We start from the raw sequence: 13,284 nt of genomic DNA, 5'->3' as shown, positions 1-13,284 counted from the left end.
CGGGGGCGTTTTTATTTTAAACCAGTTCGTTTTTATTTATTAACGCTGGTAATGTATTTCTGTAAAGCCATGGTCATGGATGGAGTTTCGGGCGTCGGTGCCTGAATATCTATTCGCAACCCAGCCGTTGTAGCTGCTTTAACCGTGCTGTTGCCAAAAACGGCAATCCTAGTATCGTTTTGTTCAAAATCCGGGAAGTTCTTCATCAAGGATTCAATACCTGAAGGGCTAAAGAAAACCAAAATGTCATAGTATACATTCCTTAGATCCGAAAGGTCGCTTATTACCGTTTTGTAGAAGATGCCACGAGTCCAATTCACGCCTACCTCGTCCAATAGCTCAGGAACACTGGGTTTTAGCGAATCGGAAGATGGTAACAGGAACTTTTCGTCCTTGTACTTCTTGATCAAGGGAGTCAACTCGTTAAAAGTTCTCTTCCCAACATAAATTTTTCTTTTTCTGTACACCACATATTTTTGCAAATAGTAGGCTACTGCCTCTGACTGACAAAAATATTTCATGGAATCCGGAACTTTGAAGCGCATTTCGTCGGCAATCCTGAAAAAATGATCCACAGAGTTTCTGCTGGTCAGGATAATCGCCGTAAAGTTGTTCAAGTCGATTTTCTGCTGTCTCACATTTTTGGCCTCTACGCCTTCAACGTGTATGAAAGGTCTAAAATCTACTTTAACCTTCTCCTTTTCAATTAATCGCGAATAGGGGGAGTTTTCGACTTTGGGTTCTGGTTGGGAAACCAAAATTGTTTTTACTTTCATAAGTTTTCAACCTTTTAAATAGCTTCCAATTAACACCAAGGGCGCAATTTCGAGTGCGCAAAGGTACAAAATAAAATACATAAAATACGGGAACAGTGCTTTTTGATGGTTCTTCAACAGCTTTACCATGCCAATGCCATTTATTAGAATAATCAGCGTTAAAGCCACGTATATTGTTGTTTTTGAGTTTGCTGTGATGTATATCAGTAAAATGTTGGCAATGGAAATTATTATACTGCTGTAATTGAGGTAAGATATTTTACTGAAAATAAGGCTACCAACAAGGTTTAAATTATTAAAAACAAGACCTACGAACATTTGAAGGGAGAATTTCACCAACTCGAACAACGCCAAAAAACCTAGGATTATTAAATAGACAAGGACTGTTTTTTTATAGGGTATCAGGTCAAAAGCATTAAGAACAAGAAGAATAAATAAAGAGAGGTTGATAAGTTGAAACAAGGTAAGAAGGAGGTGGAACCAATGCGAGAATTGTCCTTTTTTGTTGTGAAGCAGAATATACTTATCATTAAATGGGAGAATGATAAAGTTCAGAAACTTTTTATGGAATAAATATTTGCCAAGGGCCAAAACAACCAGACCCACAAACAATGTTATGGTCATCCAATCCAATGAGGTGATTGTTTTTTCAATGGGTTCCATTATTCTATTTTAATGGGTTTACCGTTAAGTCCTGGGGGCAGATTGTTTTCTGCAATTCCTATTCTAAAGTACGATGGATTTTCCATTGAGGACAATGGCAGTTCAAACGTATAAAAAACCGTATCCTTGGATTTTAAAAATGCTTGCTGGGGCGAAGTGTTCTTTACCTTTAAGGAGCGCATTTGTTTAACTTGTTTGTGTTTGTTGGAATACGAAATCGTGTACTTTAATTGCTCCAAGGGCACATCAAACGGGTATGGATTGTAAACTTTCAGGGAATATTTGATGCCGGTTTCCGGTCTTTCCACAATACATTCCAATTTTCGGTACGATTGAAAATCATTGATGTAGATTCCATGAAAAACTGTGCTGTCCAAATGCACATAGGAAATATCCCCACTTTTCCTGTATTTGGAAACAAACATGACCTTTTTGCCTCGCATTTGTTCTTCGGAATCATCAATGGAATATTGGTTTTTTCGATACATATAAGTGTTCAATGATATGGCAGGAACACCAGAGTAAAAACTATACATCGAGGATCGTCTATAGGAGTTTTCAAAAAGGATGGGTACCCCACCGGACTTTGTTTTAAGCTCGTTTACCCATTCCTTATTGCCATGGGTTTCAAAATACATGGGAAACAAAGGGTAATATGCCATCCATGCCCTTGCATATAGTAAAAGTACTAAGCTCACCAAGCCGATTCGGTACATCCATTTTCGGCTTTTTGCATTCTCCAAAAGATGATTAAAAGCAATTACCGCAAGCGGAATTGAGATTACAATTGTCCATTGCGCCTGAACCCTTCGGTTAAAACTGGAGATGAAAAAGAAGATCAATACCCCGTAAACCAGATAAACCAAAGCTTTTGAAAACTTGTCCGTTATCTTGAATTTGAAAAGTGACCCGTAAATCCAATAAAACAAAAGGCCAATAATTACAATGATGTTCAAAAAGTAGCCCAGGGTAAACTCATCGAATTGGTAGGCTTGGTTGGGGCGTTCGTACAAGTGAAAGGTTATCGAAACAAAGTCGTTTTGATAGAGCCATACAAAATGCGGGATGTAGCAAATCAAGGCCAAAACCACCGCTAACCATGCTTTTTTGTTAAAAAGGAGTTTGTAGTTGGACAGAAACACGAACAAAATAACCAATACCGCATGGTACTTGCTGTACATAAGAGCGGCCATTACCAATCCCAAATACACAGCGGTCGCTATGCCTTCATTCTTTAAGAAGCGTTTATATAACCATAAAAACAGGGCTGTAAAAAATAAAAGTGATGTATCCGGAAGGGTCAAAAAACCATAGGCGTTCATTAAGGTGAAGGAGAACACCAAAAGAAAAAAATGGATTACATAATCCTTCTTCTTCGGATTATCGATCAATAACCAAAGCAACATATATGTCCCTGCGGATAGCACACAGCTCATAAACCTTACCCCTAGCTCACCATCAAAAAACAAACTGCTGACCTTGATCAAAAAGGCAACCATGGACGGATGGTCAAAATACCCCCAGGCCATGTTTTGTGCATAGTACCAGTAGTAGGCTTCATCGTAGATAAGCTCGGTGAAGGATGCTTGTAAAAGGTTAAGTGCAAAAAGAATCGCTAAGAAAATAAAAAAAAACCTGGGAAACTTTTGAGTCATCAAAACGAGATTTTTAAAGCGCAAAGTTACAAATATTGGGTTAGTGCCAAATCGGCTTGGCAATAGTAACTTGTGTGGGCAAGCTAGAAAACCGTATTTTTGACATTCTAATCTTGTGCGAATGGCAGACGGCTTGGTCATTATACCCACATTCAATGAAATTGAAAACATCGAGGCCATTGTTAAAACGGTTTTCGACCTAAAAAAGGATTTTCATGTGCTGGTAGTAGATGATAACTCTCCCGATGGTACCTCGGATTGTGTAAAAACCCTGCAAAAAGATTTTCCGGAACGACTCTTTTTGGAGGTTCGAAAGGAAAAATCGGGCTTGGGTACGGCATACATCCACGGGTTTAAATGGGCCTTAAAAAATGGGTATGAATACATTTTTGAGATGGATGCAGATTTTTCGCACCGACCTGCCGACCTCTCCCGTTTGCACCGAGCTTGTCTTAATGGCGCAGATGTGGCCGTTGGATCACGCTACAAAAAAGGGGTCAATGTAGTGAACTGGCCCTTGGCAAGGATTTTACTTTCTTACGGAGCCTCGTTTTATGTAAAGCTGATTACGGGAATGAAGGTACACGACCCCACGGCTGGGTTTGTCTGCTACAAAAGAAGAGTGTTGGAAACCATTAATTTGGATAAGGTGCGCTTTATTGGTTATGCGTTTCAGATTGAAATGAAATACAGGGCCTATCTCAAAAAGTTCAAGATTGAAGAGGTATCGATTATTTTTACCGATAGAGTGAATGGTAAATCAAAAATGAACTCCGCTATCATTAGGGAAGCCATTTTTGGGGTTATAGCCATGAAGTTTAGAAGTATATTTTTTAAAAAGAGCTTTTAATTATGTCAAAAATACTGTTGAAGAACGCCAAGATTGTAAATGAGAACAGCATTTTTGAGTCCGATGTGCTGTTGGAAGGCGACTTTATTGCTCGAATAGATGCTGATATTTCCGATGCCCATGCCAAGGTAATTGATTTGGAAGGGAATCTTTTGTTACCGGGCATTATTGACGATCAGGTACATTTTAGGGAACCGGGCCTTACCCACAAGGGAACTATTGCTACCGAAAGTAGGGCCGCAATAGCTGGGGGTGTCACCACTTTTATGGAGCAGCCCAATACCAATCCACAAACTACGACCATTGAAAAGCTAGAGGAAAAATTTGCCATTGCCGCCAAGGATTCTTCGGCAAACTATTCTTTCCTTTTTGGAGGAACCAATGATAATTTGGAAGAACTGAAACGATTGGACAAAAATGCTTGCTCTGGGGTTAAATTGTTCTTGGGCTCTTCCACAGGAAATATGCTGGTGGACGACGAGAAAGTCTTGGAACAGATTTTCAGGAATACCGAAATGGTAATTTCTGCCCATTGCGAGGATGAGGGGACCATTAGGGCCAATATGGCCAAGTACAAAGAAATGTATGGTGACAATATCCCTATAGAAATGCACCCCATCATCCGAAGTGCTGAGGCTTGCTACCTATCTTCATCAAAAGCTATTGCTCTCGCCCAAAAAACTGGGGCAAGATTGCATGTGTTCCATGTGTCAACGGGTATTGAAACTGACCTTTTTACCAATAAAATTCCTTTGGAAGAAAAAAAGATTACCGCTGAGGTATGTATCCACCACCTTTGGTTTTCTGATGAGGATTATGCCAAAAAAGGAACTTTGATCAAATGGAACCCTGCAGTAAAGACCAAAAATGATAGGGATAAACTTTGGAAAGCCCTGATGGACGACCGTATAGATGTAGTTGCCACCGACCATGCACCCCATACGCTCGAAGAAAAGGACAATCCGTACACCAGTGCACCTTCTGGGGGACCTTTAGTGCAGCACGCACTATTGGCCATGCTCCAAAAAGAAAAAGAAGGTATGATAAGTTTGGAGAAAATAGTGGAAAAAATGTGCCACAACCCATCAAAGTTGTTTGATATTGACCGTCGTGGATTTATTCGCGAAGGCTATTATGCTGATTTGGTACAAGTGAAGCAGGATTCTAAAAATGAGGTTAAAAAAGCCAATATTTTCTATAAATGTGGGTGGTCTCCCTTTGAAGGTGTTACTTTTGACTCCGAAGTAAGACGAACCTTTGTGAATGGTTTATTGGCCTATGAAAATGGTACATTCAGTTCGGAAAAGAATGCAAAGAGGCTTACGTTTAATCGTTAAGGGATGAAATATACCGTAACATTATTTTTTGGTTTGATGTTATTGCTTTCCTGTACGGAGCAGGTAGTGGAGAAACCGGAAAACCTGATACCAAAAGAAAAAATGACCGAGATTCTTCATGATTTGGCCATTTTGAATGCTGCTAAATCCGGGGCCGCAAGAAAGTTTGAAGATTCTGGTGTCGATATTATGGAATTTCTTTATAAAAAATATGGTATAGATAGCACCCAGTTTTCCCAAAGCGACCTGTATTATGCCTCACTTCCTTTGGAATACCAAACCATCTACCAAGAGTTGGAAACACGGATAAAGCGTCAAAAAGACACCTTGGAAGCTATTGGGAAACGAAGAAACGATAGTGTCCGTAAGGCAAACCAACGACGAAGCGATTCCTTGAAAGCACTATAAAGAAAAAGGAGAAGTAAAGAAGGCTATACTCGTTCCTTAAACCTATCACAGCAAAAAGTAATGGCCTTGTCCATGTCCTCAAATGTAAAATCCAATTCGGATTTTATTTTTTGGTTACTGAATATTTTTTGACGGTACAGTCCTTTGGCCACAGACTTGGAGAGTTTTCTTCTTTTACCAAACACATTGCTGCGTACCCAATCCCATCGCCAAAAACATTCAAGCATAAATTTGGAGACCTTTTTGGTTGGTGGAGCTACACCTAGTTGAGGTGCTATTTTTTGAAATAATTCTTTGTAGGTCATATTTCGGTTCACCAGAATAAAGCGTTCCGTTCGGATGTTGGAATCCATCAATTTGGTCATCGCATGGATAACGTCTTTTATAGTGACAAAACCTGTTCCGCTAGGAATAAAATACTTCTTCCCCTTGGATGCATAGGTAAAAAAAGTTCCACTGCCAGATTTCCAAAAGCCGGGCCCAATAACTACTCCGGGATTTACAATAACAATGTTTAGCCCTTCTTGGGAGCCACGCCACACCTCAAGTTCTGCATTGTATTTTGTGATGCCGTAGACATTGGCTTTGGCCTCGTTCCATTCGTTCTCCTCGGTCACTTCTTTTTGTTTGATGCTGGGACCAATGGCCGCAATGGAACTCACATAACAAAGTTTTTTAACACCGTATTTTAGGGAAAGGTTCACAATATTGGCTGTACCTTCCACATTGGTGCGTTCTAGCATTTTAAAGTCTTTGGGCTCAAAGGAAATCAATGCGGCACAATGATAAACGTATTCGACACCATCAAAAAGAGAATCCAATCCGCCTACATCAGTAATATCGGCCTGTACCCAATCAATTTGTTCCATCAAAATGGATGGATTGTCCGAATAGTACCCAAAAACCTTGTGGACTTTTTTCTTGGACGCTTCGGTCCTATAATTAGTTCTGATGGTGTTCCCATTGCTGATTAAATGGAAAAGTAAATGGGAACCGATCAGTCCAGTGCCTCCTGTAACCAAAATCATAAGGTAAAAGTACCTATTTGTAGTGGAAAAATTGAGCGAAATGCCAACTTCATTTTATATTTGCAGCTATTCCAAAAAAACCGATCATGACGAAGAATTTTGTTCAAGAACTGCAATGGAGGGGAATGGTGCACGATGTTATGCCAGGAGCCGAAGAACACCTTATGGAAGAAATGCGTGCCGCTTATGTGGGAATAGATCCTACGGCCGATTCACTTCATATTGGCCATTTGGTAGGTGTTATGATGCTTAAACATTTTCAGTTGGCCGGACACAAGCCCTACGCTTTGGTTGGAGGTGCCACGGGTATGATTGGTGATCCATCGGGCAAATCGGCCGAACGAAATTTATTGGATGAGGAAACCCTACGCCACAATCAAGAGGCTTTAAAAGAACAATTGAGTCGGTTTTTGGATTTTGAAAGCGGGGAGGACAATGCAGCAGTACTGGTAAACAATTACGATTGGATGAAGAACTTTTCGTTTCTGGAGTTTATCCGTGATGTTGGTAAGCACATTACCGTAAATTACATGATGGCGAAGGATTCCGTGAAAAAACGTCTTTCTTCTGATGCCAAAGAGGGGATGTCCTTTACCGAGTTCACCTATCAGTTGGTGCAAGGGTACGATTTTCTGTACCTCTACCAAAACCACGATTGTACGTTGCAAATGGGCGGTAGCGACCAATGGGGGAACATTACCACGGGCACGGAACTTATCCGAAGAATTGGTGGTGGAAAGGGCTTTGCCCTTACTTGCCCGTTGATTACCAAGGCAGATGGTACCAAATTCGGGAAAACCGAAGGAGGCAATGTTTGGTTGGATGCAGAAAGGACTTCTCCTTATAAATTTTATCAATATTGGTTGAACACTTCCGATGAGGATGCCGATAAATACATCAAAATTTTCACCTTTTTGACTCAGAAGGAGATTGAGGATTTGGTGGCGGAACATAAAGAAGCACCCCACATGAGAGCGCTTCAAAAGAAATTGGCAGAAGAAGTTACCGTGATGGTACATTCCCAAGAAGATTTGGACAATGCGATAAAGGCGAGCAACATTTTATTTGGAAAATCTACTTCCGAAGATTTGAAACAACTCGACGAGAAGACATTTTTGGATGTTTTTGAAGGCGTTCCCCAAGCAAAGGTTAGTAAAAATGAACTGGAACCCGGTCTGGATATGATCGGCGCTTTGGCGGCCAAGACCAACTTTTTGGGCTCTAACGGCGAAGCCAGAAGGGAATTGAAACAAAACTCCATTGCCGTGAACAAGGAAAAGGTAAGGGAGGATTATCTGATAACGGCCTCTGATCTGATCAACGATAAATTTGTACTGCTGCAACGGGGCAAGAAGAATTACTTTGTTCTTGTAGTGGAGTAGCTGTAGTTTAAAGCACCATCAGATTGCAGCCTCTGATATCTGAATTGTCAAAACGCCCCAGCACTTCAAAAGTTCCGTTGGGATGTGTTTTGCCTAAATCTTGCGTGGCAATAAAGGAACAGGAATAGATGTTGGCCAAATCAATAACGTTGATGCCACCTGTTTTTCCGTTGGGCTGAACGGTTAAAGGGTCTTCGGTGTCGCGGGTGAGTATTTGCATCCACGGAGGAGTATTAAAAATTCCATCACCTTTGGAATATGCTTGGGACAAAAGTTCCGTCATCCCGTATTCTGAGTGGATTTTGTTGACACCCAATCCTTTTTTTAAGATGTGGTGCAGTTCTTCCCGAATCAATTCTTTGCGCCGACCTTTCATGCCCCCAGTTTCCATGACAATGGTATTTTTTAATGAAGCGGGAAATTGTTGAGCCAAATCCAAGAGGGCAAACGAAACCCCGATTAGCAGGGTTTTGGTGCCCTTTTGTTCCAATTCCTGTAGCTTTTGATGGAGTTCTTCCAAATTGTGAAGATAAAACCCGCTACTGGGATGCTCTGACTTTTCTATCAGATTGTTGACCATATAAATCAAAGAGGAACCTTCTCTTTCCAGATAGGAGGGCAATAGCGCCAAAATACAAAACTCTTCGGGTTGACCGTAGAATTGCTTGAATGCTTTTAGAAAACTTTCTTCGTAAATTTTTATTTCTGGAACATAGTGCTTGCTAGTAGTGCTCTGTGTAGTACCACTACTTGTAAATATAATTTCAGATGCTTTTGATGAGAAAAGTATTTTGTGGGTCTTAAAGAATGAAATGGGCAAAAAAGGAATTTGCAGATAGTGGGAAACATTTTGGGGCGACTTTTTCAAGTAGTCACAAAAAGCACTGTAAACCTCGTTGTTTTTGTATTGAAATCTAAAAACATCCAATGCCAAATTATCAAATTCCTCAGCATTGGCAATAGTGAAAATCCGATGGGTGTCAAACTGCTTCATTCATGGGCAAAAGTACCCAAAAATAAAAAAGCCCTTCGCAAAAAGGGCTTCAAAATATCTTGTGTTATATTATTTAACGACCAGTTTTCGGGTCATTGTTTTTTTAAGTTCCGTTACTTGAAGCACATAAACACCTGATACCAATCTGGATATATCCAAGGTGTTGGTACTGATTCTTTTGGTGAGAACAATTTCGCCGAAAACATCGTAAACTTTAACATCCTTGGTTCCGTTGGTTTCCGTTGTAATGTAAACTTCACTCCCATAAGCAGGGTTTGGGTACATTTTAAAACCCTTGAGCTCCTGTACGGGCTCATTGTTAATTGTAACCAGGTCTTGACCGAAAGTAAATAAAGGTAAAGCCATAAGTAAAACAAAGTAGATTTTCTTCATGTATGCTGATTTGGGGTATATGTGCAGATTAAAAGTAGGTAATCGGGGTAATGCTGACCATTTTATGTTGTGAAAAGACTAAAACTGGTTGTAAAGCGTTGGAAACTGTATTTGAGAAGCGCTACAAAGCGATGAAATTTAGCTGAACTATTTCACAATGAGCTTCCTAGTAGCTATTTTGTTTCGTTCAAAAACCCTAAGAATGTACACCCCTTTGTCCAATTCGGAAAGGTTGAGTTCCCTTCCTATAATGGTGGTTTCAAGCACTTTTGTTCCCAAAACATCAAAAACAAGGATTTTTTTAGGTGAATTTTGGGCCGTTTCAATATAAACCTTTCCTTGGGTAACAGGATTAGGGTATAACTTAAACCCGTCAATATCCAAACTTGACTTGGCACTTTCCTGAGAAAACCCAAGTGTACAGATAAATAAAAACATGACAAGGTAAAAATGCTTCATGCGTTAATGGTTGCAAACGGTATGCCACAAATATATAAAAATTGCAACGCCAAACTGGAACCGTTTGACGAATAGGGGGTTACTTTTCGACGAAATGCAAAAAAGCCCCCGGTAGTGGCGGGGGCTCTTTAAATAAAATTGTTTTTGGCATCCTAAAAGTTAAGACTGTACCCTAATGAAAAAGCTGTTCCAATTTCCCTATAAGAGAAATTTTGCTTTGTCGCGCCAAACGAATCATATAAGCTTTCCCTGGTGTCATTGAGTATATTGTTCACTTTCAGGGTTATTTTGCTATTTTGTTCCTTTCCAAAAGTTTTTGAAAAATTAAAGTTTAAACTATTGAAAGGTTGTGTAAACACATCTGGGTTTTGTCCAAAACCGACCACTTCCAGGGTTTTTCCCTGAACATTGAAGAAAACACCGGTTTCTAGACCGATATTTCTGTTGTTATAGTTTAGTCCTGCATTTACCAGAAATGGGGATTGCCCTTGTAACTGTCTTGTTTCGTCAATGGTTTCCCCATCCCTTGCAAATGTTTGTCTGGAATCATATTCTTGATTTTCGCCTTTTGCCATCTCTATCTTAGAATCGATAATGGATACGTTCAAGTTAAGGCTCAAATCCTGTAAACCTTCGGAAATAAAACCAAAGTTCTTACGAGCTTCAAACTCCAGCCCCAACACATCTGCCGAAGGGGAATTTCGGGGAGTGAATTGGTTAGGTGCGGTAATATCGTATGCAACGATTTCTATCGGGTCTTCAAACTTTTTGTAAAAACTGCTGACAGCAAACATTTGTGCACTATCGCCAAAAATTTCAAACCTAAAGTCAAAGTTGTCAATATATGTAGGTTGTAGGTCCAAGTTTCCAAGGAAAAGAACGCCCGTCAACAAATCTGCAATCTGCACTACGGATAGTTCTTTAAAACTTGGCCTTGCCGTGGTTTTGGAATAGGAAAGCCTCATGTTCACATTGTCCTTTACCTCATAAATAAAGTTGGCCGAAGGGAAAAAGTCCAGTTCGCTAATGGTTTTTTCTTCGTCGTAAACTTCGGTTCCAGTATTGTTTTGTCCAGTAAAAAAGGTGGTGAAGTTTTCGGCCCTGATTCCAATGATGGCTCTTAATCTATCGGCAAACTTGAATTCATTGGAAAGGTAGAAGGCGGCAGTATTCTGATTTGAATCAAAGCTATTCGCAGGCTGAAAGTTACCTCTTGCATAAGAACCAGAATTGTTTTCGCGGGTCCAAATGTTTTCTTCCAGTAAAATTGCATCTGGATTTCCATTAAGACTGGCTGTACTAAAATTATAGAACGCGATATCGTAATTATAGATGCCATATTCCCTCTGTTTATAGCTATAGAGTCCTCCAAATTTAAACACGGCCTTATTGTCCAACAGGCTATAGCTTTTAGCAAAGTCTATTTTACCAACAGCATTTACCTCTTTTAAGTCCCTCCATAGTCGGGTTGGAAAGCCTGCATCTGAACTTATGGTGAAACCATCGGGATTTACTATAAAAGTGGTTAGTCTCACATCTTTATCCTGAACGCTTGTAAGAGTTGGTGACAAGCTCCATTCCGAAGTAAAAGAAGCATCTTCGGAGGTATGTTTACCAGATAACAACAAATTGCTCACAGATCGTTCGGAGTATTCCAAATTGTCCTTTACAACATCAAGGGCATTGGAAATTTCGGTTCTTTGGTCGTACAATGCCGCTCTGGATTCCCCATTTTGGATATGTAGTAGGTTTAAGCGGTATTTTGACCTCCCTGTTTTATAAGAGAGTCCCGCCAAAGCAGAACCCAAAACATTGTTGGTTCCTAAATCGCCTCGTTGTCTCCTGTCAAAGCGAAGTTCGTAAATATCACTTTCCGGGGCTTTTTGATATATTCCGTTTTCAAAACCTTCATAAAACCTTGTTGTGTTTTTATAATCTAGAGAAGCAATAAAACCTAAAGTGTTATCACCTACATTAAATTGGTTGCCATAGCTAAAACCTAGACTAAAATCGGGTTTGGATGTTTGTTCCTGAGCAGCCATGTTGGGTTCAAAAGCCCTGGTGTAATCATCCAAAATACTATTTCTATTTGAATCCGATGGGCTTGGAATATCTGAATTTGATGGAAATGGAAGTTCTCTCGTGCCATCATCAAATCCCAAAAAGTCGGTTGCACCACCTTCATAACTTAAGTAATTATCTTGGAAATGCATACTTGGGTTATAACCAACCGAAGCGGAAATTGACATCTGCTTTTGCGTTGGAAAATCTTTTGTGATGATGTTCACTACGCCTCCAGTAAAGTCAGCTGGTAAATCAGCGGATGCTGATTTCAAAACAATCACATTTTCCAAAATATTGGTCGGAAAAATATCCATTTGAACAGTATTTTTGTCAGGGTCCAGTCCAGGGATGTCCATACCGTTCAAAATGGATTTGGTGTAACGATCGCCCAATCCCCGAACATAAACATATTTTCCGTCTTGCACGGAAACTCCCGGCACCCTTTTCACGGCGGAAGCTATATTGCTAGCGCCCATTGTTTTGATACCTTCTAACGACAATCCGTCCATAAGGGTTACGGAATTTTTTTGAAGGTTGAGTACAGAGGCTTCAGTGTTTTTTCTTACGGTTGTTGTAACTACTACTTCATCCAATTGAGCTGAAGCAGGCTGGAGCAATACATTGAGCTCCGTAACCTTATTGGCCTCCACCACCACATTGGTAATTTCTTGTGGGGTATACCCAATATATGAAAATACCACGGTGTACGTGCCTGGTTTCACTTCCAGGGAATAGGTCCCCTCAAAATCGGAGGTAGTACCAACTGTAGTGCCCTTCACTAAAATATTTGCAAAAGGTAATACATCATTAAACTCCCCATCTGTCAACTCTCCTCTAATGGTACCTACTTGTGCGAAGGTAAACTGAACTAAAGTCAGCGAAATCGCGATTACTGAGAGGATTTTTTTATGCATTTTTTTTGATTTAAATAGTATTCAATTATTCGACAAAATGTCCAAAGACTATTAAAAGCCTTTGGACATTTCTGTTTTTTAAATGGTATTTTGGAATCTAGAAGGCCCCTTCGCTAGAAGCAAAAGTCCATGCAAATACAGTTGTGTCTGCACCGACCGAAGCATTTTCTGGGGCTATTATTGATGTTAGGTTATCCAAGAACTTGGTTTCGTCGCCAGACGTAAAGTCACCGGCAAAAATATCGGCCAATACAACTCCTTCGGGCAAAACGATTTCCCAGTTGGAGAATGCGATTCGGCCGTTTGTAAGCTCTGTTGCAGAATCGGCACCGTTGATGTTGACGGTGGATTCGGCCCCGAA

At 40.2% G+C, this 13,284-nt stretch carries 12 protein-coding genes and 1 pseudogene; 4 read left to right on the top strand and 9 right to left on the bottom strand.

Translation table 11 applies throughout. The features are described 5' to 3' along the window. Nucleotides 1-32 precede the first annotated feature (32 nt). The 3 genes from AC13CC_RS11060 to AC13CC_RS11050 are packed head-to-tail and all read right to left on the bottom strand — an operon-like array spanning nt 33 to nt 3,094. Complete coding sequence (locus tag AC13CC_RS11060; protein ID WP_014032326.1) at nt 33-776, bottom strand: uroporphyrinogen-III synthase; 744 nt, start codon at nt 774-776, stop codon at nt 33-35. Between the two features lie 6 nt (nt 777-782). Then, entirely contained in the window at nt 783-1,439 is a 657-nt protein-coding gene (locus AC13CC_RS11055; protein ID WP_326277492.1) for a DUF4271 domain-containing protein, read from the bottom strand. Beyond that, nucleotides 1,439-3,094 (bottom strand): glycosyltransferase family 39 protein, encoded by a 1,656-nt coding sequence (locus AC13CC_RS11050; protein WP_326277493.1) that lies wholly within the window; start codon nt 3,092-3,094, stop codon nt 1,439-1,441. The genes AC13CC_RS11055 and AC13CC_RS11050 overlap by 1 nt, the downstream gene beginning before the upstream one ends. Nucleotides 3,095-3,215: 121 nt before the next feature. On the opposite strand from AC13CC_RS11050, the gene AC13CC_RS11045 reads away from it, so the two are divergent. The 3 genes from AC13CC_RS11045 to AC13CC_RS11035 are packed head-to-tail and all read left to right on the top strand — an operon-like array spanning nt 3,216 to nt 5,689. After that, nucleotides 3,216-3,944, top strand: a complete 729-nt coding sequence (locus AC13CC_RS11045) for a polyprenol monophosphomannose synthase (RefSeq protein WP_482875928.1) — start codon at nt 3,216-3,218, stop codon at nt 3,942-3,944. 2 nt (nt 3,945-3,946) lie between these two features. Further along, nucleotides 3,947-5,281, top strand: a complete 1,335-nt coding sequence (locus tag AC13CC_RS11040; protein ID WP_482875927.1) for a dihydroorotase — start codon at nt 3,947-3,949, stop codon at nt 5,279-5,281. A gap of 3 nt (nt 5,282-5,284) precedes the next feature. Then, a complete protein-coding gene (locus tag AC13CC_RS11035; RefSeq protein ID WP_326277496.1) occupies nt 5,285-5,689 on the top strand; it encodes a DUF4296 domain-containing protein in 405 nt (134 codons plus the stop codon). A 23-nt stretch (nt 5,690-5,712) separates the two neighbouring features. Here AC13CC_RS11035 and AC13CC_RS11030 read toward each other — a convergent pair whose 3' ends face one another. Beyond that, nucleotides 5,713-6,717, bottom strand: a complete 1,005-nt coding sequence (locus AC13CC_RS11030) for an NAD-dependent epimerase/dehydratase family protein (protein WP_482875926.1) — start codon at nt 6,715-6,717, stop codon at nt 5,713-5,715. An 86-nt stretch (nt 6,718-6,803) separates the two neighbouring features. On the opposite strand from AC13CC_RS11030, the gene tyrS reads away from it, so the two are divergent. Then, complete coding sequence (gene tyrS, locus AC13CC_RS11025; protein ID WP_482875925.1) at nt 6,804-8,099, top strand: tyrosine--tRNA ligase; 1,296 nt, start codon at nt 6,804-6,806, stop codon at nt 8,097-8,099. Between the two features lie 7 nt (nt 8,100-8,106). Here the strand turns inward: tyrS and AC13CC_RS11020 are convergent, their stop codons facing one another. From AC13CC_RS11020 to AC13CC_RS11000, 5 genes and pseudogenes are all read right to left on the bottom strand, one after another. Further along, on the bottom strand, nt 8,107-9,093 hold the full coding sequence (locus tag AC13CC_RS11020; protein WP_326277500.1) for a LuxE/PaaK family acyltransferase: 987 nt from the start codon (nt 9,091-9,093) through the stop codon (nt 8,107-8,109). A gap of 69 nt (nt 9,094-9,162) precedes the next feature. Continuing rightward, nucleotides 9,163-9,486 (bottom strand): T9SS type A sorting domain-containing protein, encoded by a 324-nt coding sequence (locus tag AC13CC_RS11015; protein WP_326277501.1) that lies wholly within the window; start codon nt 9,484-9,486, stop codon nt 9,163-9,165. A 147-nt stretch (nt 9,487-9,633) separates the two neighbouring features. Then, entirely contained in the window at nt 9,634-9,945 is a 312-nt protein-coding gene (locus AC13CC_RS11010; RefSeq protein ID WP_326277502.1) for a T9SS type A sorting domain-containing protein, read from the bottom strand. Between the two features lie 152 nt (nt 9,946-10,097). Beyond that, complete coding sequence (locus AC13CC_RS11005; RefSeq protein WP_326277503.1) at nt 10,098-12,923, bottom strand: TonB-dependent receptor; 2,826 nt, start codon at nt 12,921-12,923, stop codon at nt 10,098-10,100. Nucleotides 12,924-13,020: 97 nt separating this feature from the next. Next, a pseudogene (locus tag AC13CC_RS11000) lies at nt 13,021-13,284 on the bottom strand (hypothetical protein); the annotation flags it as partial.

This window comes from Flagellimonas sp. L-11, assembly GCF_056857735.1.
This window is presented reverse-complemented; position numbering and strand designations above follow the sequence as displayed.

Excerpts from the sequence above, each read along its gene's own strand:
- AC13CC_RS11060 (WP_014032326.1), bottom strand. The coding sequence starts at position 776 with ATGAAAGTAAAAACAATTTTGGTTTCCCAACCAGAACCCAAAGTCGAA.
- AC13CC_RS11055 (WP_326277492.1), bottom strand. The coding sequence starts at position 1,439 with ATGGAACCCATTGAAAAAACAATCACCTCATTGGATTGGATGACCATA.
- AC13CC_RS11050 (WP_326277493.1), bottom strand. The coding sequence starts at position 3,094 with ATGACTCAAAAGTTTCCCAGGTTTTTTTTTATTTTCTTAGCGATTCTT.
- AC13CC_RS11045 (WP_482875928.1), top strand. The coding sequence starts at position 3,216 with ATGGCAGACGGCTTGGTCATTATACCCACATTCAATGAAATTGAAAAC.
- AC13CC_RS11040 (WP_482875927.1), top strand. The coding sequence starts at position 3,947 with ATGTCAAAAATACTGTTGAAGAACGCCAAGATTGTAAATGAGAACAGC.
- AC13CC_RS11035 (WP_326277496.1), top strand. The coding sequence starts at position 5,285 with ATGAAATATACCGTAACATTATTTTTTGGTTTGATGTTATTGCTTTCC.
- AC13CC_RS11030 (WP_482875926.1), bottom strand. The coding sequence starts at position 6,717 with ATGATTTTGGTTACAGGAGGCACTGGACTGATCGGTTCCCATTTACTT.
- tyrS (WP_482875925.1), top strand. The coding sequence starts at position 6,804 with ATGACGAAGAATTTTGTTCAAGAACTGCAATGGAGGGGAATGGTGCAC.
- AC13CC_RS11020 (WP_326277500.1), bottom strand. The coding sequence starts at position 9,093 with ATGAAGCAGTTTGACACCCATCGGATTTTCACTATTGCCAATGCTGAG.
- AC13CC_RS11015 (WP_326277501.1), bottom strand. The coding sequence starts at position 9,486 with ATGAAGAAAATCTACTTTGTTTTACTTATGGCTTTACCTTTATTTACT.
- AC13CC_RS11010 (WP_326277502.1), bottom strand. The coding sequence starts at position 9,945 with ATGAAGCATTTTTACCTTGTCATGTTTTTATTTATCTGTACACTTGGG.
- AC13CC_RS11005 (WP_326277503.1), bottom strand. The coding sequence starts at position 12,923 with ATGCATAAAAAAATCCTCTCAGTAATCGCGATTTCGCTGACTTTAGTT.